Source organism: Hylemonella sp. P2_B10 (assembly GCF_056404875.1).
This window is the reverse complement of the sequence record NZ_JBFUDE010000001.1, coordinates 257,271-278,705: the sequence shown is the minus strand read 5'-3', so window position 1 is coordinate 278,705 and position 21,435 is coordinate 257,271. Positions and strand designations below refer to the sequence as shown.

The 21,435-nt window shown below is 65.1% G+C and carries 26 protein-coding genes; 13 read left to right on the top strand and 13 right to left on the bottom strand.

All coding sequences use genetic code 11. The annotated features are described in order from the left end of the window. Position 1: 1 nt before the first annotated feature. The 4 genes from AC1DX2_RS01325 to AC1DX2_RS01310 form a co-directional block, all read right to left on the bottom strand. Entirely contained in the window at positions 2-1,240 is a 1,239-nt protein-coding gene (locus AC1DX2_RS01325; protein ID WP_477194478.1) for an adenylate/guanylate cyclase domain-containing protein, read from the bottom strand. Then, positions 1,237-2,478 (bottom strand): adenylate/guanylate cyclase domain-containing protein, encoded by a 1,242-nt coding sequence (locus AC1DX2_RS01320; protein WP_477194477.1) that lies wholly within the window; start codon positions 2,476-2,478, stop codon positions 1,237-1,239. The genes AC1DX2_RS01325 and AC1DX2_RS01320 overlap by 4 nt, the downstream gene beginning before the upstream one ends. A gap of 74 nt (positions 2,479-2,552) precedes the next feature. Further along, positions 2,553-4,778 (bottom strand): RelA/SpoT family protein, encoded by a 2,226-nt coding sequence (locus AC1DX2_RS01315; protein ID WP_477194476.1) that lies wholly within the window; start codon positions 4,776-4,778, stop codon positions 2,553-2,555. Between the two features lie 39 nt (positions 4,779-4,817). Next, positions 4,818-5,714, bottom strand: coding sequence for an alpha/beta fold hydrolase (locus AC1DX2_RS01310; RefSeq protein WP_477194475.1), 897 nt, complete (start codon positions 5,712-5,714; stop codon positions 4,818-4,820). 84 nt (positions 5,715-5,798) lie between these two features. On the opposite strand from AC1DX2_RS01310, the gene AC1DX2_RS01305 reads away from it, so the two are divergent. Further along, positions 5,799-6,569 carry a 3-hydroxybutyrate dehydrogenase gene (locus AC1DX2_RS01305; protein ID WP_477194474.1) on the top strand — a complete coding sequence of 257 codons (771 nt, stop codon included), beginning with the start codon at positions 5,799-5,801 and terminating at the stop codon, positions 6,567-6,569. A gap of 34 nt (positions 6,570-6,603) precedes the next feature. Further along, complete coding sequence (locus AC1DX2_RS01300; RefSeq protein WP_477195738.1) at positions 6,604-7,077, top strand: DNA-deoxyinosine glycosylase; 474 nt, start codon at positions 6,604-6,606, stop codon at positions 7,075-7,077. A 73-nt stretch (positions 7,078-7,150) separates the two neighbouring features. Here AC1DX2_RS01300 and AC1DX2_RS01295 read toward each other — a convergent pair whose 3' ends face one another. Next, positions 7,151-7,930 carry an IclR family transcriptional regulator gene (locus AC1DX2_RS01295; RefSeq protein ID WP_477194473.1) on the bottom strand — a complete coding sequence of 260 codons (780 nt, stop codon included), beginning with the start codon at positions 7,928-7,930 and terminating at the stop codon, positions 7,151-7,153. A 167-nt stretch (positions 7,931-8,097) separates the two neighbouring features. Between AC1DX2_RS01295 and AC1DX2_RS01290 the strand changes: the two genes are divergently transcribed. From AC1DX2_RS01290 to AC1DX2_RS01275, 4 genes are read left to right on the top strand one after another with little or no spacing between them, the layout of a single operon-like run. Beyond that, positions 8,098-9,105: a TRAP transporter substrate-binding protein gene (locus AC1DX2_RS01290; protein ID WP_477194472.1), complete on the top strand. Its 1,008-nt coding sequence runs from the start codon at positions 8,098-8,100 to the stop codon at positions 9,103-9,105. A 15-nt stretch (positions 9,106-9,120) separates the two neighbouring features. Beyond that, complete coding sequence (locus AC1DX2_RS01285) at positions 9,121-9,564, top strand: type II 3-dehydroquinate dehydratase (RefSeq protein ID WP_477194471.1); 444 nt, start codon at positions 9,121-9,123, stop codon at positions 9,562-9,564. Between the two features lies 1 nt (position 9,565). Beyond that, positions 9,566-10,078 (top strand): TRAP transporter small permease, encoded by a 513-nt coding sequence (locus AC1DX2_RS01280; RefSeq protein ID WP_477194470.1) that lies wholly within the window; start codon positions 9,566-9,568, stop codon positions 10,076-10,078. After that, complete coding sequence (locus AC1DX2_RS01275; RefSeq protein WP_477194469.1) at positions 10,075-11,352, top strand: TRAP transporter large permease subunit; 1,278 nt, start codon at positions 10,075-10,077, stop codon at positions 11,350-11,352. Before AC1DX2_RS01280 ends, AC1DX2_RS01275 begins: the two co-directional genes overlap by 4 nt. A gap of 21 nt (positions 11,353-11,373) precedes the next feature. On the opposite strand, the gene AC1DX2_RS01270 is transcribed toward AC1DX2_RS01275, so the two are convergent. Both AC1DX2_RS01270 and AC1DX2_RS01265 read right to left on the bottom strand, forming a co-directional pair. Next, a complete protein-coding gene (locus AC1DX2_RS01270) occupies positions 11,374-12,093 on the bottom strand; it encodes a hypothetical protein (protein WP_477194468.1) in 720 nt (239 codons plus the stop codon). 79 nt (positions 12,094-12,172) lie between these two features. Beyond that, entirely contained in the window at positions 12,173-12,709 is a 537-nt protein-coding gene (locus AC1DX2_RS01265; protein WP_477194467.1) for a DUF2878 domain-containing protein, read from the bottom strand. A 56-nt stretch (positions 12,710-12,765) separates the two neighbouring features. Between AC1DX2_RS01265 and AC1DX2_RS01260 the strand changes: the two genes are divergently transcribed. Continuing rightward, complete coding sequence (locus AC1DX2_RS01260) at positions 12,766-13,374, top strand: lipocalin family protein (protein ID WP_477194466.1); 609 nt, start codon at positions 12,766-12,768, stop codon at positions 13,372-13,374. Between the two features lie 17 nt (positions 13,375-13,391). On the opposite strand, the gene AC1DX2_RS01255 is transcribed toward AC1DX2_RS01260, so the two are convergent. Together AC1DX2_RS01255 and AC1DX2_RS01250 are read right to left on the bottom strand one after the other, a co-directional pair. Beyond that, positions 13,392-14,003: a Crp/Fnr family transcriptional regulator gene (locus AC1DX2_RS01255; RefSeq protein ID WP_477194465.1), complete on the bottom strand. Its 612-nt coding sequence runs from the start codon at positions 14,001-14,003 to the stop codon at positions 13,392-13,394. 87 nt (positions 14,004-14,090) lie between these two features. Beyond that, positions 14,091-14,483 carry a response regulator transcription factor gene (locus AC1DX2_RS01250; RefSeq protein WP_477194464.1) on the bottom strand — a complete coding sequence of 131 codons (393 nt, stop codon included), beginning with the start codon at positions 14,481-14,483 and terminating at the stop codon, positions 14,091-14,093. A 163-nt stretch (positions 14,484-14,646) separates the two neighbouring features. Here AC1DX2_RS01250 and AC1DX2_RS01245 point away from each other — a divergent pair, with 163 nt between their 5' ends. Continuing rightward, entirely contained in the window at positions 14,647-17,022 is a 2,376-nt protein-coding gene (locus AC1DX2_RS01245) for a hybrid sensor histidine kinase/response regulator (protein ID WP_477194463.1), read from the top strand. Between the two features lie 24 nt (positions 17,023-17,046). Here AC1DX2_RS01245 and AC1DX2_RS01240 read toward each other — a convergent pair whose 3' ends face one another. Beyond that, positions 17,047-17,247, bottom strand: coding sequence for a hypothetical protein (locus tag AC1DX2_RS01240; protein ID WP_477194462.1), 201 nt, complete (start codon positions 17,245-17,247; stop codon positions 17,047-17,049). A 165-nt stretch (positions 17,248-17,412) separates the two neighbouring features. Between AC1DX2_RS01240 and AC1DX2_RS01235 the strand changes: the two genes are divergently transcribed. The 4 genes from AC1DX2_RS01235 (at position 17,413) to AC1DX2_RS01220 (ending at position 19,592) form a co-directional block, all read left to right on the top strand. Next, the gene (locus tag AC1DX2_RS01235) at positions 17,413-17,730 is read left to right on the top strand and encodes a thioredoxin family protein (protein ID WP_477194461.1); all 318 of its coding nucleotides are present in this window, start codon (positions 17,413-17,415) and stop codon (positions 17,728-17,730) included. Positions 17,731-17,879: 149 nt separating this feature from the next. Further along, complete coding sequence (locus tag AC1DX2_RS01230) at positions 17,880-18,527, top strand: hypothetical protein (RefSeq protein ID WP_477194460.1); 648 nt, start codon at positions 17,880-17,882, stop codon at positions 18,525-18,527. Between the two features lie 114 nt (positions 18,528-18,641). Further along, positions 18,642-19,028: a VOC family protein gene (locus AC1DX2_RS01225; protein ID WP_477194459.1), complete on the top strand. Its 387-nt coding sequence runs from the start codon at positions 18,642-18,644 to the stop codon at positions 19,026-19,028. Positions 19,029-19,157: 129 nt separating this feature from the next. Beyond that, positions 19,158-19,592 carry a response regulator gene (locus tag AC1DX2_RS01220; protein WP_477194458.1) on the top strand — a complete coding sequence of 145 codons (435 nt, stop codon included), beginning with the start codon at positions 19,158-19,160 and terminating at the stop codon, positions 19,590-19,592. A gap of 1 nt (position 19,593) precedes the next feature. Here the strand turns inward: AC1DX2_RS01220 and AC1DX2_RS01215 are convergent, their stop codons facing one another. The 3 genes from AC1DX2_RS01215 to AC1DX2_RS01205 are packed head-to-tail and all read right to left on the bottom strand — an operon-like array spanning position 19,594 to position 20,754. Then, positions 19,594-20,019 carry a hypothetical protein gene (locus AC1DX2_RS01215; RefSeq protein ID WP_477194457.1) on the bottom strand — a complete coding sequence of 142 codons (426 nt, stop codon included), beginning with the start codon at positions 20,017-20,019 and terminating at the stop codon, positions 19,594-19,596. Further along, a complete protein-coding gene (locus tag AC1DX2_RS01210) occupies positions 20,016-20,321 on the bottom strand; it encodes a hypothetical protein (RefSeq protein WP_477194456.1) in 306 nt (101 codons plus the stop codon). Before AC1DX2_RS01210 ends, AC1DX2_RS01215 begins: the two co-directional genes overlap by 4 nt. A gap of 22 nt (positions 20,322-20,343) precedes the next feature. Next, a complete protein-coding gene (locus tag AC1DX2_RS01205; RefSeq protein ID WP_477194455.1) occupies positions 20,344-20,754 on the bottom strand; it encodes a PRC-barrel domain-containing protein in 411 nt (136 codons plus the stop codon). A 173-nt stretch (positions 20,755-20,927) separates the two neighbouring features. Here AC1DX2_RS01205 and AC1DX2_RS01200 point away from each other — a divergent pair, with 173 nt between their 5' ends. Continuing rightward, the gene (locus tag AC1DX2_RS01200) at positions 20,928-21,416 is read left to right on the top strand and encodes a hypothetical protein (RefSeq protein ID WP_477194454.1); all 489 of its coding nucleotides are present in this window, start codon (positions 20,928-20,930) and stop codon (positions 21,414-21,416) included. Positions 21,417-21,435 lie beyond the last annotated feature (19 nt).

The following is a 21,435-nucleotide window of genomic DNA, read 5'->3' as shown; positions in this document are numbered from 1 at the left end:
CTCAAGCCGCAGGCTGCAGCATGTACACGTCATGCACGCCCTGCTTGCCCTTGATGGCGATGGGCGGGCGCTGCTCGAAGGCAAACTGGTCCTTCACCAACAGGTAGCAGGATGCGGACACCTGGATGCGCCCGGGGAGCCCGTGCGACTCCATGCGCGAGGCCAGGTTGACCACATCGCCCCACACGTCAAACACCTGGCGCGACTGCCCGATCACCCCGGCCACCAGCTCGCCCGAGGCAATGCCTATGCGCAGCGCGACACCGTCAAAACCGGCAATCTCGCGCTGCATGTCCTGGGCCAGTGTCACCAGCGCGCGGGCATGGCCCGGGTGCGGCTCTGGCACGCCGGCGGCCACCATGTAGGCGTCGCCAATGGTCTTGATCTTGGTCAGGCCGGCCTGCTCCACACAGTGGTCAAAGCGCGAGAAAATTTGCGACAGCATGCGCACCAGGTCTTCCGGCGCCATGCGCCCGGTCAGCTCGGTGAAGCCCACGATGTCGGCAAACAGGATGGAGCAGTCCGCATGGCGCTCGGCAAAGGTCTGGCCGGTGGCCAGCAGCCGCTCGGCCACGGCGGCGGGGAACATGCCGCGCACCAGGCCCACAAAGCGGTTGTTGGCGCCGTGCAGGTAGTTCTCCATGCGGTTGATGTCGCCCATGAACACGTGCACCAGCAGGTAGAGGATGGCCAGGGCCATGCCGGCAACCACCAACACCGGCGGGCGGCCGGCGTCCGGCATCGCATACGGCGTGACCCAGCCGCCCCGGCCGCTGGCCAGCCAGACGAACACGGCCAGGCACAGCAGCGGCGCCCCATGGCGCAGCCAGGCCGGCTCACGCCGCAGCATGAAGTAGGCCGCCAGTGCAAGGGCCGGGAAGAAGTAGTGCAGCGAGCGCGGCAGAGCCCCCACCGGGACATCGACGATGACGGCCATGAAGCTGAACACGGCAAACAAGCTGCAAAACAGCACCAGCGTGGCCAGTCGCATGTGGTCACGGCGCACCAGCAGGGCCAGCACAACGCCCAGGGCCACCATCAGCACGTCAATGCCCACCATGCCCCACAGCGCCTGCAGGCCGAAGAACAAGCCGAAGGCCAGGCCCGAGCCAACCAGCAGTGCGCTGACCAACTGCACCATCACCCGCACCCGGCGTGCGTGGGTGGCGCCCAGGTCCTGCTCCACCAGGAAGCGGGGTTGCTCGGGGTGTGCAGCGCCTGCGGCGACCGGGTTGCTCATGCCGCCGCCCCTGCAGTGGCAGCGCCCGGGCGCAGCAGGTAGACGTCGTGCAGGCCCGCCTTGCCCTTGATGGCAATGCCCAGGCGCGGCTCGAAATCGAACGCGTGCTTCACCAGCTCGTAACACGAGCGTGACACCTGCACCCTGCCCGCCAGGCCGTGCGACTCCATGCGCGAGGCCACGTTGACCACATCACCCCACACGTCAAACACCTGGCGCGTCTGCCCTATCACCCCGGCCACCAGCTCGCCCGAGGCGATGCCTATGCGCAGCTCCAAGCCCGGTATGTCGCGCACCTGCTCCTGCATGGCCTGGGCCAGCGCCACCAGGGCCTGCGCATGGCGGGGGTCGGGCTGGGGCACGCCGGCGGCCACCATGTAGGCGTCGCCAATGGTCTTGATCTTGGTCAGGCCGGCCTGCTCCACGCATTGGTCAAAACGCGAGAAGATCCGTGACAGCATGCCCACCAGCGCCTCGGGCGCCATGCGTTCGGTGATGCCGGTGAAGCCCACAATGTCGGCAAACAGCACCGAACAGTCCGCATGCCGCTCGGCGAAGGTCTGACCCTGGGCCAGCAGGCGCTCGGCAATGACGCCGGGAAACATGCCGCGCACCAGGCCCACAAAGCGGTTGTTGGCGCCGTGCAGGTAGTTTTCCATGCGGGTGATGTCACCCATGAACACATGCACCAGCAGGTACAGGATGCCCATGGCGCAGGCGTTGTTGACCCAGGTGCCACTGCGCCTCACCTCGTCGGGTACGGCGTAGGACGTGACGACGGCAAAGCCGCTACCAGCCAGCCAGGCCACGCTGGCCAGACAGGCCAGTGGAATGGCGTGGCGCAACCAGGTGTCTTCTTCCTTCAGCAGCAGGTAGGAGGCCACCGCCAGCGGGATCAAGAAGTGGTGCGCGGCGCGTGGCACGTCAGCGCTGGGCACATCCAGGAAGATGGCCATGCCCAGGAACACGGCCAGCAGGCCCAGGCTCATCAGCACCACGGCCGCCCGCACGCGTTGGCGTTGCATCAGCACCCAGGCGGCAGCGCCCACCGCGAACAGCGTGGCCTCGCAGGCCGCCACCAGCCAGGCCCCGCGCCAGGCGAAAAAAACGGTCCAGCCCACCCCCAGCGCCATCAGCAGCAGGCTGGTCAGCAACACCATCACCCGCACCCGCCGCGCATGCGTGGCGTGCAGGTCGTGCAGCACCATGTAGCCGGCGGCAGGGCTGGGAACGGTCATGCGAATTTTTTTGGATGTTGTTCAGCGAGGTGCCCATCTTGCCATCGCCCAGCCCGACTGCGCAAGCTGCAAATTCAACGCCGCCTGGCCGAGCGCACGCCGTTCAACTCATCCACCTGGCCCAACACCCGGGTCAGCTTGGCTGAATCCGAGATTTCCACCGTGAAGGTCATCCACGCCGTGCCCTTCACGCTTTGGGTCTGCACGCGCACCACATTCATCTTTTCCTTGGCAAACACCTCGGAGATGTCGCGCAGCAGGCCCTGGCGGTCCGCCGCCTCCACGGCCACGTCCACCGGGTAGACGGCCCCGCGCGCGGCCGGCGAGCTGCCCCACTCCACATCGATGACGCGCTCGCCATCGCGCGCCAGCAACTCGCGAAAGCTGCTGCAGTCCGCCCGGTGAATGCTGACGCCCTTGCCCCGGGTGACAAAGCCGCGTATGGCGTCCGGCGGTGCCGGCTTGCAGCATTTGGCCAACTGCGTCAGCAGCGAGTCGATGCCCACCACCAGCACGCCACCCTTGGGCGACTTTTCCGGCGCGCGCGGCTTTTTCAGCAAGAACTCATCCTGCGACACCAGCGGCTCGGGCGGATGCAGCAGCAGCTCGATGTTGCGCAGCGAGTACTCGTCCTTGCCCACCACCTCGAACAGGTCGTCGGCGGCGTTGAAGCCCAACTGCGCCGCCAGGTCGTCGAGTTTGAGCGCTGTCTTGCCCTCGCGCTGCAACAGCTTTTCCACCGCCTCGCGGCCCTTGGCGATGGTTTCGTGCGTGGCCAGCGCGTTGAACCAGGCACGCACCTTGGCGCGCGCGCGGTGGCTGGCCAGGAAGCCCAGCTCGGCGTTCAGCCAGTCGCGCGAGGGGCCGCCCTCCTTGGTGGTGATGATGTCCACCGTCTGGCCGTTCTTCAACTGCGTGTTCAACGGCACCATGTGGCCGTCCACCTTGGCGCCGCGGCAGCGGTGGCCCAGTGTGGTGTGCACACTGTAGGCAAAATCCACCGGCGTGGCGCCCTGCGGCAGATCGACGATGGCAGCGTCGGGCGTCAGCACGTAGATGCGGTCATCAAAGAAGCCCTGGGCCTGCTCGGCGCCCGACAGGTCACGCTCCCACGCCAGCAACTGGCGCAGCACCGCGATCTTGGCGTCGTAGTCGCCGCTGGCCGATACCCCGGCATAGCCCTTGGCGCCGGCCTCCTTGTAGACCCAGTGCGCGGCCACGCCGTGTTCGGCATGCTCGTGCATCTGCCGGGTGCGGATCTGGATTTCGATGGCGCGGCCTGCCGCATCGCGCACGATGGTGTGCAACGACTGGTAGCCGTTCACCTTGGGCTTGGCGATGTAGTCGTCAAACTCCTCAGTCACCGGGCTGAATTGGCTGTGCACCCAACTCAAGGCCGCATAGCAATCTGGCACGCTGGGCACCACGATGCGCAGCGCGCGTATGTCGTACACCTGCTCGAAGCCCAGCGACTTGCCGCGCATCTTCTTCACGATGCTGTAGATGTGCTTGGGCCGGCCCTGCACGGTGGCCTCTATGCCTTGCTCCTTCAGTTCTGCTTGCAGCTTGCCGCGCAGATGCTCCACATAGGTTTCGCGCTCTGTGCGCTTCTCGTCCAGCAGGCCGGCCACCTGCTTGTACACGTCTGGCTCCAGGAAACGGAAGGCCAGGTCTTCCATCTCCCACTTGATCTCCCAGATGCCCAGCCGGTTGGCCAGCGGCGCGAACACGTGCAGCGACTCCTTGGCCAGGCTGGGCGGCACCGGCTGCTTGCAGGCGGCAAAGTAGCGCAGCGTCTGCAGCCTGGACGCCAGCCGCAGCATCACCACCCGCAGGTCCTTGGAGAAGGCCAGCAGCATCTTGCGCACGTTTTCCACCTGGGCGCCGCTGCTCTGCGCGCCGGCGGTCAGCAAGGGCGCCTTGTCCTCGCGCTGGCTGGCGCGCGCCTGGCGCTGCACCCGCACCAGCTTGGTGGTCTCCACCGCCAAGGTGGCATAGGTGTCGCCAAACGCCTTGGCAATCGCCTCCATCGGTTTGTTCAGGTGCTCGCAGGCATACACCAGGTAGCTGGCCGCCTGCATGGCCTCGGAGCCGCCTATCAGGCGCAGAATGGCAGCCACGCCGTCGGCGTGGGCCAGCGTGTTCTCACCGGTGTCCAAGGCTTCGGTGGCGATCAGCGGCTCGGCAAAGGCACGCGCGCGTGCAATGGCGTGCTCCTGCTCGGGCAGTGCATCGGCGGTGGCGGCCACCAACTCGGGTAAATGGGCCGGGCGCGGTTGCTCGGCAGTCAGGCTTTTCACGTTGGTCTCACAGCGCCTTGCTGACGCTCACACAGCCATTCATTCAAACAGGAAATCCAGCACCACGCGCACCTGGTCCGGCGCCACGAAGGTCGGCGCATGGCCCACGCCGGCAAACTCCACCAACCTGGCCCGGGGGCCGCGTTGCGTCATCGCCAGGGCGGTGGCGGGCGTCAGCAGGTCGGAATCGGCCCCGCGCACCAGCAAGGTGCGCGCCGTGATGGCGTCGTACACGGCCCACAGCGTCGCTTCGCCCTGCTTGGCACTTTCTTCTGTCAGGCCGCCAAAGGGCACCGCAATGGCCGGGTCATAGTGCAGCTCCACACGACCCGAGCCATCTGCAGCGGGTTTCACCATGTGCTGGCTCAGGGCCAGCCATTGCTCGGACGTGTGCGGACCGAAGCTGGTGGAAACGGCCCACATGGCGGCTGCGGCCTGCTGCACATCGGCAAAGCTGCCGGATTTGCCCAGGTATTCGCCAATGCGCTGCAGCGCCTGCCACTGGATGGCTGGGCCGACGTCATTCAGCACCAGGCGGCGCACAGGCACCGGCAAAGGCAGCCCGGGCTGGCCGGCCATCACCATGCCGATCAGCCCGCCCATGCTGGTACCCACCCAGTCCAGCGTGGCGGGCCTCAATTGGGCCAGCAAGGCCAGCATGTCCGCCGCGTAGCTGGGAATCTGGTAGCCCATCGGGTCTTTCAGCCAGTCGCTCTGGCCCCGGCCCACCACATCCGGGCACACCACCCGCACGGCGCCAGGGGCGCGCTGCACCATGGCCTGGGCCAACACGTCAAAGTCACGCCCCTGGCGCGACAGGCCATGGGCGCACACCACCACATGCGGGGCCTCGGCCTGGCCCCATTGCCAATAGGCCATGCGGTGGCCGCCGGCATTGTCCGGGCAGGGTACGTAATTGAGCGTAGGTTCAAGCATGGTGAAATCGGAATTGATATTCTCGGGGCAAACCGCTTCTCCGCATCCTAATTCAATCGCAACAAACCTACTGGAGCTAAGACCATGTTGAAAGGCAAAACCGCCATCGTCACCGGATCCACCAGCGGCATTGGCCTTGGCATTGCCAAGTCACTGGCGCGCCAGGGCGCCAACATCGTGCTCAACGGCTTTGGCGATGTCGACGGCCCCAAGGCCGAAATCGCCGCCTTGGGGGTGCAGGTGAGCTACCACGGCGCCGACATGAGCAAGCCCGACGAGATCGCCGCCATGGTGGCCCACGCTAACGAGACCTTTGGCACGCTGGACATCCTGGTCAACAACGCCGGCATCCAGCACGTCGCGAAGACGGAAGACTTCCCCATCGAGCGCTGGGACGCGGTGATCGCCATCAACCTCTCCAGCGCCTTCCACGCCACCCGCCTGGCGCTGCCCGGCATGAAGGCGCGCAACTGGGGCCGCATCATCAACGTCGCCTCGGTCCACGGCCTGGTGGGCTCGGCCGAAAAGGTGGCCTATGTGGCCGCCAAGCACGGCATCGTGGGCATGACCAAGGTGGTGGCGCTGGAAACCGCCACCACCGGCGTGACCTGCAACGCCATCTGCCCCGGCTGGGTGCTGACCCCGCTGGTGCAAAAGCAGGTGGACGCCAAGGCGGCCGCCCAGGGCATCAGCAATGCCGAGGCCACCAAGCAATTGCTGGGTGAAAAAGAACCCTCGCTGCAGTTCACCACGCCGGAAGAACTGGGCGAACTGGCGGTGTTCTTCTGCTCCCCCGCCGGCAACAACGTGCGCGGCGTGGCCTGGAACATGGATGGCGGCTGGGCTGCGCAGTAAGCGCACCCCGGCAGCGGCGCCATCCCCAGCGCCGCTGCTGCGCAGTTTTCCGCCCGTCGTCAACGCGCGTACGCGGGTGCTGATCCTGGGCAGCATGCCCGGCGAGGCCTCGCTGGCAGCCGGCCAGTACTACGCCCACCCGCGCAACCAGTTCTGGCGCCTGCTGGGGGAACTGGTCAACGAGGACCTGGTGGCCCTGCCCTACGAGCAGCGCCTGGCACGTCTGCAAGCTCACCACATCGGCCTGTGGGACGTGATTGCCGCCTGCGAACGCCAAGGCAGCCTGGACAGCGCCATCCGCAACGCCGAAGCCAATGACTTTGCGCTGCTGCACCGCCTGTGCCCCGCATTGCAGCGCGTCGGCTTCAATGGGCTGACCTCGGGCAAATTCGCGCCGGTGTTCGCCAACGCGGGGTACCAGACGCTGGTGTTGCCCTCTTCCTCGCCTGCGCACGCCGGGCGGTCGTTTGAGCAGAAGCTGGAAGTCTGGCGAGGCTTGTTGGCTTAGAGCCGCGTCGCAAAGGCGCATTCAGCCGCCGCACCTACCGCCCACCGACACGGACGCCGTCGGTTGGTCGGCGTCAAGCCCGCTTCTTGAACAACACCGAGGCGCCGCTGGCGGCCTGTATGTCCTCGGCGGTCTGCAGCAAGGCATCTGCCAGCGCTTCCATGCGTGCCGCCGTCAGCCGCACCATGGGCCCGGCGATGGTGACCACGCCAATGGTTTCGCCGCCAGCGCGCACCGGCGCCGCCATCGCCGCCATGGACGGCGCGAACACCTCGGTGATGGTGGCAAAGCCGCGCTTGCGCGCGGTGTTCACCAAACCCATCAGCGCCTTCACCGTGGTGGGGGCGTTGGGGCCGTAGTCCTCGGGTTTGCCAAAGCCCTGTTTCGTCACCAAGGCCAGCGCCGCTTCGTCGCTCAGCGTGGACAGCCAGGCGTGGCCGGCGGCGCTGCACGACAGCCGCACCGACAGGCCCATGTCCGGGTCATAGCGCAGGCCACGCCGCGCGCCCTGGGCCTTGGCGACGAAGGTCAGGTCGTCGCCGTCCACCACCGCCAGGCGCACCAGTTCGCCCGATTCATTGGCCAACTGGTCCAGTGACGGCTGCGCCACGTCAATGACACCGGAAGCGCTCAAGAACCCCAGGCCCAGCGACACCAGCTTGATGGTCAGCACGTATTCGCCCTGCTCGCGCACCTGCCTGACATAACCGCAGCGGCACAACTCGGCCAACAGCCGGTGCGTGGCGCTCAGCGGCATATCCAATGTGCTGGCGATGTGGGAGACGGTTTGCCCCTGCGGGCTGGCAGCCAACTGCTCCAGCACCTTGAAACTGCGTTCCAGGAGACTGCTCATGCTGCGCGGGCCTGTGGGAATGTAAAAACCATGCCCGTATTGGGCCACGTCCGCGGCGACCTTTTCAAGTGAGGTTTCCAAAAAAAGCTAAGTGTATTCCATTATGGAAAGACTTTCCACATTCAATAAAATAGGACCTATCGACCTTGCCACACAGGAGACTTTCCATGCCTACCTACCGTCATTGCCTGGCCGTTGCTGCCGTGTTGCTGGGCAGCGCCCTGCCCGCGCTGGCGCAGGACATCCAGGAGCGCACCATCAAGTTCGGCCACCTCAACAATGCCGACCACCCGGTCAGCCTGGGCGTGAAGAAATTCGCCGAACTGGTGGCCGCCAAGAGCGGCGGCAAGCTGAAGGTGCAGGAGTTCCCCGCCTCCACGCTGGGCAACGAGCTGCAGCAGCAATCGGCTTTGCAAGGCGGTGTGCAGGAGATGTCGGCCCCGGCCACCACCTCGCTGGCCGGCATCGTCAAGGAGTTTGGCCTGGTGGACTTCCCCTTCTCCATGGGCAGCTTCGCCCAGGCCGATGCGCTGCTGGACGGCCCGCTGGGCCGGGCGCTGATCGCCAAACTGCCCGAAAAGGGCCTGGTGGCACTGGGCTACTGGGACCTGGGCTTTCGCAACGTGACCAACAGCAAGCGCCCCATCACCCGCGCCGAAGACCTGGACGGCCTGAAAATACGCGTCATCCCCAACCCGGTGTTCCTGGACACCTTCAAGGCCTTCAAGGCCAATCCGGTGCCGATGCCGTTTGCCGAGCTGTATGGCGCGCTGGAATCGAAGGCGGTAGATGGGCAGGAAAACCCGTTTGCCGTCATCCTGTCCAACAAATTCTTCGAGGTGCAGAAGTTCGTCAGCGCCACCAACCATGTGTACGCGGCCAACATCGTGCTGGTCAGCAAGCGCTTCTGGGACAAGCTCTCGGCCACCGAGAAAAAGATACTCAATGACGCCGCCGACGAAGCCCGCGGCTACCAGCGCCAGACCAGCCGCGTGGCGGCCCAAAAAGCCGTGGCCGAGCTGCAGGCCAAAGGTATGGCCTACAACGAGGTGTCGCCCGCCGAGCAGGCGCGCATGCGCCAGATCGCCAAGCCGGTGACTGACAAGTTTCTGGCCACCTACGACCCCGCCATCGCCAAGCTGTACACCGACGAGATGGCGCACATCCACAAGTGACCGGCGCGCACCTTCATGAAAATCCTGATCCTGCACGGCCCCAACCTGAACCTGTTTGGCCGCCGCGAGCCGCACATCTACGGCACCACCACGCTGGCCGAGATCAACCAGCGGCTCACCAAGCTGGCCGCTGAGCTGGGGGTGGAACTGGACATCTTCCAGTCCAACCACGAAGGCGCACTGATCGACAAGATGCACGACAACATCGACAGCGTGCAAGGCGCGCTGCTGAACCCCGCCGGGTTGACGCAGCACGGCGTGCCGCTGCACGACGCCATCAAGGCCATGCCCTTTCCGGTGCTGGAAATCCACATGAGCAACATCGCCGCGCGTGAAGCGTGGCGCAGCCACTCCATCATCTCACCGGCAGTGAAGGCCACCATCCAGGGCCTGGGCTGGCGCTCTTACACTGCCGGCCTGCGCGCGCTGGTGGAAACCGTGGCCGACCTGCCAGCCTGACGTGGACAAGCTGCTGAAACTCTACTGCAGGGGCCTGGAGGCGCTGATGGCAGCCTGCATGGTGAGCATGGTGACGCTGGTGTTCGGCAACGTGGTGCTGCGCTATGCGTTCAACTCCGGCATCACCGTGTCCGAAGAGGTGTCGCGCTGGCTGTTTGTGTGGCTCACTTTCCTGGGCGCCATCGTGGCGCTGCGCGAGCATGGCCACCTGGGCACCGAGGTGCTGGTGGCGCGGCTCGGCACGCTGGGCAAGAAGGTTTGCCTGGTGGTGGGCTACGGACTGATGCTGGTGGTGTGCTGGCTGCTGTTTCGCGGCGCGCTGGAGCAAACCAAGATCAACTGGGAGGTGGCAGCACCCTCCAGCGGCGCATCCATGGCGTGGTTTTACGCGGTGGGCCTGGTGTTCAGCGTCTCTGGCGCGGCCATCCTGCTCAACGACCTGTACAAGCTGTTGACCGGGCGCGTGACGGATGCCGACCTGATCATCATCAAAGAGTCGGAAGACCAGGCATGACCATCCTTGTCTTCGTGGGCTCATTGCTGGCCGCCATGGCGCTGGGCATTCCGATCTCGTTCGCGTTGCTGGTCTGCGGCGCCGCGCTGATGCTGCACCTGGACATGTTCGACGCCCAGATCCTGGCGCAAAACGTCATCAACGGTGCCGACAGCTACCCGCTGCTGGCGGTGCCCTTCTTCCTGCTGGCCGGCGAGGTGATGAACGTTGGCGGCCTGTCCAAGCGCATCGTCCACGTGGCGCTGGTGCTGGTGGGCCATGTCAAGGGCGGATTGGGCTACGTCACCATCGTGGCAGCCTGTCTGCTGGCGGCGCTGTCGGGTTCGGCGATTGCCGATGCCGCCGCACTGTCCACGCTGCTGCTGCCGATGATGGTGGCCGCCGGGCACGACAAGGCGCGCTCGGCCGGGTTGATCGCTTCAGCCGGCATCATCGCACCGGTGGTGCCACCCAGCATCGGCTTTGTGGTGTTTGGCGTGGCCGCCAATGTGTCCATCTCCAAGCTGTTCTTTGCCGGCATCTTCCCGGGGTTGATGCTGGCCGCCACGCTGTGGGTCACCTGGTGGTGGCTGGCGCGCGGCGAATCCATTCCCACGCCCCCCCGCAAACCGCTGCGCGAGGTGCTGCGGGCGGTGCGCGATGCCGCATGGGCGCTGGTGCTGCCTTTCATCATCATCGTTGGCCTGAAGATGGGTGTGTTCACCCCCACCGAAGCCGGCGTGGTGGCGGCGGTGTATGCGCTGTTCGTCTCCACGGTGGTGTACCAGGAACTGAAGCCCAGCCAGTTGTACCGCGTCATCGTCGCCGCTTCGCGCACCAGCGCGGTGGTGATGTTCCTGGTGGCCACGGCGGCGGTCAGCGCCTGGCTGATCACCGTGGCCAACATCCCCGGCCAGGTGGTGACACTGCTGCAACCGCTGCTGAGCAGCCCCACGCTGCTGATGATCGCCATCATGGTGCTGGTGATGATCGTCGGCACCGCCATGGACATGACGCCCACCATCCTGATCCTGACGCCGGTGCTGATGCCGCTGGTCAACGCCGCCGGCATCGACCCGGTCTATTTTGGCGTGCTGTTCATGATCAACAACGCCATCGGCCTGATCACGCCGCCGGTGGGCGTGGTGCTGAACACCGTGGCCGGTGTGGGCAAGATCAGCATGGACGCCGTCACGCGCGGCGTCATACCGTTCATGATTGCCGAGTTCATCATCATGTTTGCCATGGTGCTGTTCCCCAAGCTGGTGATGGTGCCGGCGCGCTGGTTCTACTAGGGCTGCGGGTTGCGGGCATCCTCAAGGCGGCAGCCCGTTGGCCGTCAGTTCCTTGTCGGCTTCGGCCATCATGCGGGCCAGCTGCCCCGAGTCAGCCAGCTTCCTGGTGATCGCGCCAATCCTGCCCGCCAGCGCTGCATGCCGGACGTTCAGGTAGTGGTAAAGGTTTTGCCGGCTGATTTCGACCTCTGCGACGCCGGCATGGCCTTGCTTGCGGATTTCGGCCTGGCCACTGCTCAGCGTGTCCAACGCCACGGCAAAGCGCCGCGCCTTCAGCATCTTGAACAGGCTTTCCCGGCTGGGCGGCAAATGCACGTCGGCATTGCCCTCGGTCAGGTCGTCAAACACCTTGAGCCCCTTGACGTAGCCAAGCGAATATTTCTGCAGATCCGCGGGGCCTGCAACCTCCACGCCAGAAGCCTGCAGGTAAAACGCACCCATGGCCACGTAGGTGTAGGCAGGCTCCACCCGCAGCAGTGCCGGGTGGCTGGCGGCGTAGTCCATGATGCGCGCGGATTCGCCGTCCACATGGCCGGCGTCGGCCTCCACGCTGGCGCGGTTGGGCGGCATGGTGATGAACTGAACGTCCACGCCGGCCATCTTGTAAATCCTGGCCAGCACCATGGCGCCCATGTCCGCCCCTCTGCCGGGGCTGCGGGCCAGCTTGATCTGTGCGTCAGCCACACCCACCCACCCCAACAGCAACAGCAAGGCGAGTAGTTGCGCGCGTGAAATTTTCATGTGTGCCCCGGTGCAACGCAGTGCCCAAGCACTTAGGTCAACCCAGTATGGCACCGACGGTCTGGGTCGACACGAGGGTTTACCTGCGCTGGCGCAACCACCGCGCCGTCTCTGTCAGGCAAGGCATGATCAAAGCCCAACCCAGGCACAAGACCGCCATCGCCAACGCCTCATCGGGAAAACGGCCAGCGCCCAACTTCACCGCACCGGCGTAAGACAGGGCACCGCCCACGCCGCCGACCACGGCAGCCACCAGCCAGCGCCCATGAAGCCAGCTCAGCAAGTCCTGCAACGTGACTGCCAACAACACCCACAAGGCAAGTATCCATGCAGGTGCCCAAGCCGGCAGCGGCCCGGGCGACGCGTAGATGACGATGCCCATGCGCGCCATGGCGGTATCCCAGGCAAGACCCATCACAAGCGCCAAGGCGATCAGCGCGGCGTCATGGCTGCGCGCGCTGCTCACCCTGAGTTGCCACGCCGCAAAAGCGGCAACGGCAGCCACGCCGATGCTGGGCACGCCATGGGCGGCACCCAGGACACAGGCAAACCAGGCGACCTGGAAACCCAGCAACTTGACAGCCAGCAGCCAACCGTCTCTGCTCAAATAGTTCATTGCATGCGCGGCGCGGGGCCAGTGATCCAGTCAAGTCCTCCATACGTACAAACAAGGTGAGTCAGATCATTCCACCCCAGGTAATTCGTAACCGTCGACAGATCCGTCCCGGGCGGATCATGCGCGCGCTGGGCAGATCGGCAACTGCGCTGGCCCTGGTCGGCTTGACCTGTCTGGCAGTTGCTGCTGATGCGCCGCTGCCCACAATAACCAAAGTCGACCTGAACCGTTACACCGGCACCTGGTACGAGATTGCGCTGCTGCCCAACCGGTTCGAGCGGCAATGTGCATCAGACACGCAGGCCCACTACACATCAGAGGATGGCGTCATCCAGGTGCTCAACCGGTGCCGCACGGCCGATGGCCGCATCGACACGGCCAAGGGACGGGCCAAGGTCGTCCCCGACAGCGGCAATGCCAAGCTGCGTGTCACTTTCTTCTGGCCCTTCTACGGCGACTATTGGATTCTCGCCCTGGATGACGCTTACAGCGAGGTGCTGGTGGGCACGCCCAGTCGTCGCTACGCATGGATACTGGCCCGGCAACCAGTTCTGCCAGAAGCGCGCGTCAGCGCGCTGCTGCAGCGGGCACAAGCGCTGGGATTCGACTCGGCGGCTTTCCGCAAGGTGCCTCAACCCAATCCACTGCCGGCTCCAGCGCCGTAAAAATGCCGGCCATAGGCTCAGGTCTGCGCCGCCGCCCTGACGTCGCGCGTCAGCCGCTCGGCCACCAGTTGCAGCAGGAAGAAGCCAAACTTGGGGTTCTGGAAATACATCTGCCGCACCTCGTCATAGGTCAGCAACAGCAGCGTGCCGTCTTCCTCGCAGACAACGGTCTGGGTGCGCACCTGCGCCTGGGTCACCAGGCCCAGCTCGCCAATCACCTCGCCCTTGCCAATGGCCACGTCCGCCTCGACCGCGTGGAACCTGCCGCTCAGCACCACCAACAGTTCGGTGGCGGCGTCGCCCTGGTGAAACAGGATTTGCCCGGCCAGCAGTGTCTTGCGGCGTGAAAACGGTTTCAGCCACTCCAGCGAAAAGCTGCTGGGGGCGCCGGCGGAGGCCTCGTTGATCTGCCGCGATAGTCGCAGCAACTGGTGCAGGCGCCAGATGTTCAGCGGCAGCAACGCCAGGTGCAGCAGCAGCACCGGGTAGACGTGGCCCAGCGCGCCATAGCTGATGAAGGCAAAATTGGAAACGATGCCCACCATGCGCAGGCGCAGCATGGTCTTCATGGAAAAGGTGGCCAGCGTCAGCAGCGCACCCAAGTAACCGAACGCGTCCATCCATTGCATGTGCAAAGCTCCCTGTGTCAGCAGGGCCGAATGGCTGCTGCACGGGTATTGTCGCCGGTTGGCCGCGCCTGGTCTGGCCGCGCGGGCTCAGCGCCTGCCGGGCTTGAGCACCTTGAGCAACTCACTCATCTCAAACGGCTTGCGAAAGTAGTGATCCACCAGCTCAAAGGTGTCGGCCACGCGCAGCTCACTGGGGTCCAGCGCGGTCATGGCCAGCAGCACCACATCGTCGCCAACGCTGGCGCGCATGTGCCGGGCCAGTGCCAGGCCATCCATGCCGGGCATGCAGATGTCAAACAGCACGCAATGCGGCTTGAAGCTCTGCACCAGGACGAGGGCTTCGGCACCGTTGCACGCGGTGCGGGTGTCCATGCCCTCGCCGTCCAGCACCATGGCAAGCATGTTGGCAAGGTCAGTGGCATCGTCCACGATGGCAATGCGCAAGGGTTCGCTGGCGGCTGAAGCGGTGGGTGCGGTCATGGTTTTGGCGTTGTGGGTGATGATTGTGCCTTCCATCGCCTGTTCCTGTCGGACATTGCCGCATTCCGCTGTAGGACTGCCCACAGAAAGCGCCACCGGCGTCCAACCTCTTGCACAATGCAGACGCTGCAAACCCTTGACTGGCAGCACAGGATTTGCTGCCTTGGCTGTTACCCCATCTGCCGACACCGACACCACCCCCCTATCCGCCTTCCTCCAAGGTGGCGGGGACATGGGCGAACGCCTGCGTGCGTTCAACTGGACGGCCACCCCGCTAGGCTCCCCTGCCCAGTGGCCGCCGGCCTTGCAGACATTGACCAGTCTGGCGCTGTCGTCCAAACAACCCATGTTCATCGCCTGGGGGCCCGACACCATCTGGCTTTACAACGACGCCTTCGCCCCCATCCTTGGCCACAAGCACCCGCAGGCGCTGGGCCAGCCCAGCCGCATGGTGTGGGCCGAGGCCTGGGGCGACCTGCAGCCGCTGTTTGCCCAGGTGTTTGGCGGCGAGCCGGTGTACATGCAGGGCTTCTCTGTCGGCCTGGACCGCAATGGCCGGGTGGAAGATGCATATTTCGATTTTTCCTACACCCCCGCCCGCGTGGCGGATGGCAGCGTACAGGGCCTGTTTGGCGCCTGCATAGAGACCACCGAACGCGTGCTGGCACAGCAGCGCACGGCGGCGGCCACCCAACGCCAGCGCCGCCAGTTTGACCAGGCACCCGGCTTCATCTGCATCATGGAGGGGCCGCAACATGTGTTCAGCTTCATCAACGAGCCGCACCGCCAGCTTTTCAACAGCGGCGACTGGGTGGGCAAACCCGTGCGAGAGGCCATCCCCGACCTCTATGGCCAGGGCTATTTCGAGATCCTGGACCAGGTCTACCAAAGCGGCGAACGCTACGTGGCCGAGGCCTCGCTGGCACGCTACCGGCTCAAACCCGATGCGCCGCCCCAACTGCGCCTGCTGAACTTTGTCTATGCCCCCATCAGCGAAGACGACGGCCGCGTGACCGGCATCTTCTGCGCAGGGTTCGACATCACCGACCAGCGCGCTGCGCAGGACGCATTGCAGGCCTTCACCGACAGCATTCCTGCCATCGCCTGGGTGGCTGGCGCCGATGGCATGCTGGAGCGCTTCAACAACCAGTGGCAGGCCTACACCGGCCAGGCGGCAGAACAGTCCCTGGGCCGGGGGTGGGCGCAGTTCATCCACCCCGACGACCTGCCGCTGGCCGGCGCGGCATGGAGGGCGGCGCGCCATGGCAACGCGGAGTGGCAGGTCGAATACCGCCTGCGCGCCGCCAACGGCACCTGGCGCTGGTTCAAGGCGCACGCTGTGCCGCAACTGGGCGCCGACGGCCGGGTACTGCGCTGGTTTGGCACCACCACCGACATCGAGGACATGCGCCGCGCCGCGCAGGCGCTGCGCGACGCCGCACGACAGAAGGACGAGTTTCTGGCCACGCTGGCGCACGAGCTGCGCAACCCGCTGGCCCCCATGCGCATGGCCGTGCAACTGCTGGCAACGCCCAAGGTCACCCCCGAACTGAAAAGCCGCGCCACCGACGTGATCGGCCGGCAGGTAGGCCACATGGCGCGCCTGCTGGACGACCTGCTGGACATTGCCCGCATGACGCAGCGCAAGCTGGTGCTCAAGCGCGAATGGATCGCCGTGGAAGCTGCCGTGGAAGCCGCGCTGGAAGTGGCACGTCCGCTGGCCGAGGCCAAGCGACACACCCTCACCGTGCGCACCCTGACGCTGGGCGCGCAACTGATGGCCGACCCCGTGCGCCTGACGCAAATCCTGGCCAACCTGCTGAACAACGCCTCCAAATACACCGACAGCGGCGGCACCATCACCCTGGACGTGGAACTGGATGGCGACATCGTGGCCTTTGCCGTCAGCGACAACGGCGTGGGCCTGACAGCCCAGGCCATAGGCAGCGTGTTCAACATGTTTGCGCAGGAACAATCAGTGCTGGAGCGCTCCGAAGGCGGCCTGGGCATCGGCCTGGCGTTGGTCAAGGGCCTGGTGGAATTGCACGGCGGCAGTGTGTCCGCCTACAGCGCAGGACTCGGCCAAGGCAGCCGCTTTGAGGTGCGCCTGCCCTGCCTCAGCAACACGATCGCCCCGGTCAACAGCGCCGCTGCTGCGCCGCCCACCGCCGTGATCCGCAAAACGGTGCTGCTGGCCGACGACAACCACGACGCCACCGATGTGCTGGCCGAGTTGCTGCGCCTGGAGGGCCATGCCGTGCACACCGCCCGCGATGGCCTGCAGGCCCTGCGCTTGGCAAAGGACCTGAAGCCCGATGTGCTGGTGCTCGACATTGGCATGCCTGGCCTGAACGGCTACGAGGTGGCCAGGCAGTTGCGGGCCGAGGCCTGGCAGCCACGCCCGGTGCTGATTGCCGCCACCGGCTGGGGGCAGGAAAGCGACCGGCTGCTGGCGATGGAAGCTGGCTTTGACGTGCACCTGACCAAGCCGTTCGACCCCATGGCCCTGTCGGCGTTGATTGGGCGGGCGCGGAGCTGAACGGCAAACCGGCGGGCGGCGTCGCTACTGGCTGGTCGAATCACCGTCCGGCTCGAAGAACTCTTCATCATTGAGCGCGGACTCCTCGATGACCTGCGCCGAATCATTCACCACCGTGTAACCCAGGGCCTGGATTTTCTCCCGCGTAGCCTTCACGCTGGAAACCTGGTGGCCATCGCGGGCGGGTTCGTGGCCCTGAAAGGCATACACGGTGATCTTGGCCATGGGGTTCTCCTGGTAACGGTGTGTGATGATTGCGCCTTGCGCGGGTCGCGGGCGTCGGAAATGGCCGCGATCCGTTGTAAGACGGCGCCTGCGTGCGGCGGCCGACAGACTGCTGTTGGCAGTGCGGGCATCATCTGACCACAGACCCCACCCATGGAGGAACCCATGAGCGCCGTCCCGAAAAGTGTTGTTGAACCCACCCGGGCCGAAGTGGACGCCCTGCACGGCCTGGCCGTGCTGGAGTTTGGCGCCTCGTGGTGCGGCATCTGCCTGGGGGCACAAAACCTGATCCACGCCACGCTGGGCAACCGACCCGATGTGGCCCACCTGAAGATCGAAGACGGCCCCGGCCGGCCACTGGGCCGCTCGTTCCAGGTCAAGCTGTGGCCAACGCTGGTGTTTCTGAAGAACGGCATGGAGGTTTCCCGCGTGGTGCGGCCACGCAGCGCCCAGGACATCGCGCAAGGGCTGGCCCTTTTGTAGCAGGCACCCAGTACGCCCGTTGCAAGGCCCGCCCGCCGTCCCACGCTTTACGGTTCCGCAGCGCTCTTTTGTGGTGCACCGCACGGACAGCATCACTGAAGCTCTTTATCGTCCATGCACTTTCCATCCATTCATCACAGAAAGACAGCATGAACAAGACCATACTCGCCCGCGCCCTCGGCTTTTCCCTTGCCGTGGCCTTTTGCGGCTACGCCATTGCGCAACCCATGACCAAGGACCAATACTCGGCACAGAAAGACAAGATCAGCGCCGATTACAAAGCCGCCAAGGCGGCCTGTGACGGCATGAAGGACAACGCCAAGGACATCTGCAAAGCCGAAGCCAAGGGCAAGGAAGACGTCGCCAAGGCTGAGCTGGAAATGACCTACAAGCCGAGCGAAAAGAACAGCTACAACGCCAAGGCAGCCAAGGCCGATGCCGACTACAAGGTGGCCAACGAGAAGTGCGATGACCTGAAGGGCAACGACAAGAAGGTGTGCAGCAAGGCCGCCAAGGACGCCCAGGTGCACGCCAAGGCCGACGCCAAAGCGCAGATGAAGACCGACAAGGCGCAGATGAAGGCCACCGACACCACGATTACCGCCAACCAGAAGGCCGCCGAGAAATCCACCGACGCCAACCAGAAGGCCGCCGCCAAGATTGCCGACGCCAAGCACGACGCCGCCCAGGACAAGCGCGATGCAGACTATGCGCTGGAAAAGGCCAAGTGCGACGCCCTGTCTGGCGCCGCCAAGGACACCTGCGTGACCGCCGCCAAGACGCGCTTCCAGAAGTAGGCGACTGCAGGGCTGGCAGATGTGCCAGCGCTAGAATGAAAAGGCACAACCTGTTGATGGCAACAGGTTGTGCCTTTTTCAGCTCTGGTCCCCATCACTTCTGGGAGTTGCTTTATGGCGCGCGTCACCGGCATTGGCGGAGTCTTCTTCAAAGCCACTGACCCCTCGGCTCTGGGAGTCTGGTACAAGAAACACCTGGGCATTGACGTGCAGTCATGGGGTGGCGCCGCGTTTCGCTGGTCAGACGCGGCGGGCCAACCGGTTGCGGGAACCACGGCCTGGAGCATCGGCAGTGCCGAAAGCGACCACTTCGCGCCCAGCACGGCGCCGTTCATGATCAACTACCGGGTCGATGACCTGGCTGGCCTGCTGCAATCCCTGCGCAGCGAAGGTTGCAATGTGCTGGACAAGACCGACGACTCCGAATATGGCAAGTTCGGCTGGGTCATCGACCCCGAGGGCAACAAGGTCGAGCTTTGGCAGCCGCCCGACGGTCAATAGCGGGCAACCGGCGCCCTCAAGCCTTCACGTACCTGCCTGTCCGCTGACAAGCGACTGGCTTCACGGCTGATGTTGCCGCGCGGACCGCCCCGGTATGCTGGGGCATCAATCCCGCTACAAGTGAACACCATGTCAACCGCGTCCCAACCCACCACAGCATCCACACCGCGCTTCCTGATCGTCGACGACGTTTCGGGCATGCGGCGCATCATCCGCGGCATGCTGCAGGAAATGGGGTTCAACGACACCGACGAGGCGAACGACGGCGAGGCCGCCCTCACAAAGCTGAGGAACGGGAAGTTCGATTTCGTCATCAGCGACAACGCACTACCTGACATGGACGGCACCCAACTGGTGTCGAAGATGCGGCGAAGCCAAACGCCGATGCAAGACACCCCGGTGCTGCTGGTGGGTGCCGGTGCTCAGGCTCGCGACGTGGTACATGCGGCTCAGCAAGGGGCTGACGGTTTCATGGTCAAGCCGTTCACCAAAGCAACGCTGGAAGAAAAGCTCGAAATCATCAAGCAGCGCTTCCACTGCTGGCCCTGCAAGCCGCGCCACTGACTCAGGCCAGCTGCTGCGAACCTCGCATCTCCGGCCGCAGCGCCTTGGCGTGGTAGGCCCGTTGCACCCAGGCCAGGGGCTCTTCGCCCGGGGCTTGCAGCGCCAGACGCAATGAGATGCCCAGGCGCAATGGCCGCTGGTCCAGCAGGAACACCGGCCCGCCGGCTACGCGCAGCAGCCGGTTGGCAATGCGCAGTGCGTGCGCGGATTTTTCCAGCCGCGACACGAAGCTGATCACATGCAGGTTGATGAAGGCCACCGGGTCGCGCTTGTGCACGTTGCGGTTGACCAGGGCCAGCAGCTGGCGGTCGAGCTCGTCCACGGTATGTTCGCCATGTTGCTCCAGCAAGACCGGCAGGTCACGCAACTGCAGCAGAAACAGCGCATGCACGTCCTGCTGGCGTGCATCGGTGATGACGCTGCTCATGATGTTGCACGGTCCTTTTCTCGGCAGCCCTGGCTGGACACTGCGGTCTCCCACACCTGCCAATCCGAGTCTTCCACCACTTCAATGTGGTCTAGCGGCGTTGGGATTGGCCGTGCGATGCGCTGGGGAGCCAGCGGCGCAGGCTCGGCGGCAACTGCCGCCGGTGCCGGCCCCGCCAGCCAGCGCTGGCCCAAGGCCATGCGCAGGCGGCTCCAGCGTTTCTTCTTGCGCAGCCACCAGATGGACGCGGCAATCGCCATCGAGGTTGAAAAGTCTGCAAACCCTCGAATCATGGTCTGCATGGTCTTCGCGGCGGAGTTGCGCTTACATCAAGCCGTCTGAATAGGGCGTCACACCGTAGTAGGTGTGCACCTTCTTGGCGAAGGCGGCGTCGGCCATGTCGGGCCAGGCATCCTGGTCAAAGCCGGGGGCGTCCTTCAGCTTCTCCTTGTCCATGTCGAGCACGAAGCGCTTGTTCTCGGTGTCCAGCTGCAGCGCGCCCCAGGGCACGGCAAACAGCTTGTCGCCCATGCCCAGAAAACCGCCGAACGACAGCACCGCATAGGCGATCTTGCCACTGGGCACGTCGAGCATGATTTCCTTGATATCGCCCAGGTCCTCGTCGGCCTTGTTGTAGACGTCGTTGCCGTCCAGCGTGTTGGCGCCCATCAGGCGCGGGCCGGGGCCCGTATGGTCGCGGTACATGCCGTAGTTGTCTTGCTCTTGGTAGTTCATGGTGAAGCTTCCTTGTGTGTCAGGTTGAGAGGGTTGCATTGACGGCCATCAATGACGCAAGCATCGTCGGCTTGCAAGTCCCGGTCTGTGCAACAGCGCACTGATGGGTGCCCTTGCCTGCGTTACCTTGGCAGCACATGCCTTGAGCGCATGCCACACACAGGAGCAACCCCATGAGCCATTCCGCCCCCACCCTGCAACAAGAGAAAGACGCCACCGAACACACCCTGGCACACCCGGTGGGCACCGGCGCAGGTGCCGTGTTGGGTGCAGCCGTGGCCGGCGCCGTGGCGGGTGGCATGGCAGGCCCCGTGGGTGCCATTGCGGGTGCCGCTGTCGGTGCGCTGGCCGGTGGGCTGATGGGCAAGGCCGTGGCTGAAGTGGCCGACCCGACGTTGGAAGACGTCTACTGGCGCGAGCACCATGTCCACCGCCCTTACGTGGGCCGCGGCTCGGACTATGCCGACTACGGGCCGGCCTATGCCTATGGCGCCAGCGCCTGGTCGCAGTATCCGGGGCGCGGCTTTGACGACATCGAAGCGGAGTTGCGGCATGGTTGGCCGCAGGCGCGCGGCAGCTCCACGCTGGAGTGGGACGACGCCCGGCTGGCCACGCGCGATGCCTGGGACCGGCTGGGCATGACGCAGCGCGGCGTCGCCTGAGCACCCCGCGCTGCGGGCT

Excerpts from the sequence above, each read along its gene's own strand:
- AC1DX2_RS01220 (WP_477194458.1), top strand. The coding sequence starts at position 19,158 with ATGTCAACCGCGTCCCAACCCACCACAGCATCCACACCGCGCTTCCTG.
- AC1DX2_RS01270 (WP_477194468.1), bottom strand. The coding sequence starts at position 12,093 with ATGAAAATTTCACGCGCGCAACTACTCGCCTTGCTGTTGCTGTTGGGG.
- AC1DX2_RS01235 (WP_477194461.1), top strand. The coding sequence starts at position 17,413 with ATGAGCGCCGTCCCGAAAAGTGTTGTTGAACCCACCCGGGCCGAAGTG.
- AC1DX2_RS01215 (WP_477194457.1), bottom strand. The coding sequence starts at position 20,019 with ATGAGCAGCGTCATCACCGATGCACGCCAGCAGGACGTGCATGCGCTG.
- AC1DX2_RS01240 (WP_477194462.1), bottom strand. The coding sequence starts at position 17,247 with ATGGCCAAGATCACCGTGTATGCCTTTCAGGGCCACGAACCCGCCCGC.
- AC1DX2_RS01310 (WP_477194475.1), bottom strand. The coding sequence starts at position 5,714 with ATGCTTGAACCTACGCTCAATTACGTACCCTGCCCGGACAATGCCGGC.
- AC1DX2_RS01200 (WP_477194454.1), top strand. The coding sequence starts at position 20,928 with ATGAGCCATTCCGCCCCCACCCTGCAACAAGAGAAAGACGCCACCGAA.
- AC1DX2_RS01290 (WP_477194472.1), top strand. The coding sequence starts at position 8,098 with ATGCCTACCTACCGTCATTGCCTGGCCGTTGCTGCCGTGTTGCTGGGC.
- AC1DX2_RS01325 (WP_477194478.1), bottom strand. The coding sequence starts at position 1,240 with ATGAGCAACCCGGTCGCCGCAGGCGCTGCACACCCCGAGCAACCCCGC.
- AC1DX2_RS01265 (WP_477194467.1), bottom strand. The coding sequence starts at position 12,709 with ATGAACTATTTGAGCAGAGACGGTTGGCTGCTGGCTGTCAAGTTGCTG.
- AC1DX2_RS01255 (WP_477194465.1), bottom strand. The coding sequence starts at position 14,003 with ATGCAATGGATGGACGCGTTCGGTTACTTGGGTGCGCTGCTGACGCTG.
- AC1DX2_RS01285 (WP_477194471.1), top strand. The coding sequence starts at position 9,121 with ATGAAAATCCTGATCCTGCACGGCCCCAACCTGAACCTGTTTGGCCGC.
- AC1DX2_RS01275 (WP_477194469.1), top strand. The coding sequence starts at position 10,075 with ATGACCATCCTTGTCTTCGTGGGCTCATTGCTGGCCGCCATGGCGCTG.
- AC1DX2_RS01295 (WP_477194473.1), bottom strand. The coding sequence starts at position 7,930 with ATGAGCAGTCTCCTGGAACGCAGTTTCAAGGTGCTGGAGCAGTTGGCT.
- AC1DX2_RS01225 (WP_477194459.1), top strand. The coding sequence starts at position 18,642 with ATGGCGCGCGTCACCGGCATTGGCGGAGTCTTCTTCAAAGCCACTGAC.
- AC1DX2_RS01250 (WP_477194464.1), bottom strand. The coding sequence starts at position 14,483 with ATGACCGCACCCACCGCTTCAGCCGCCAGCGAACCCTTGCGCATTGCC.
- AC1DX2_RS01305 (WP_477194474.1), top strand. The coding sequence starts at position 5,799 with ATGTTGAAAGGCAAAACCGCCATCGTCACCGGATCCACCAGCGGCATT.
- AC1DX2_RS01320 (WP_477194477.1), bottom strand. The coding sequence starts at position 2,478 with ATGACCGTTCCCAGCCCTGCCGCCGGCTACATGGTGCTGCACGACCTG.
- AC1DX2_RS01230 (WP_477194460.1), top strand. The coding sequence starts at position 17,880 with ATGAACAAGACCATACTCGCCCGCGCCCTCGGCTTTTCCCTTGCCGTG.
- AC1DX2_RS01210 (WP_477194456.1), bottom strand. The coding sequence starts at position 20,321 with ATGCAGACCATGATTCGAGGGTTTGCAGACTTTTCAACCTCGATGGCG.
- AC1DX2_RS01205 (WP_477194455.1), bottom strand. The coding sequence starts at position 20,754 with ATGAACTACCAAGAGCAAGACAACTACGGCATGTACCGCGACCATACG.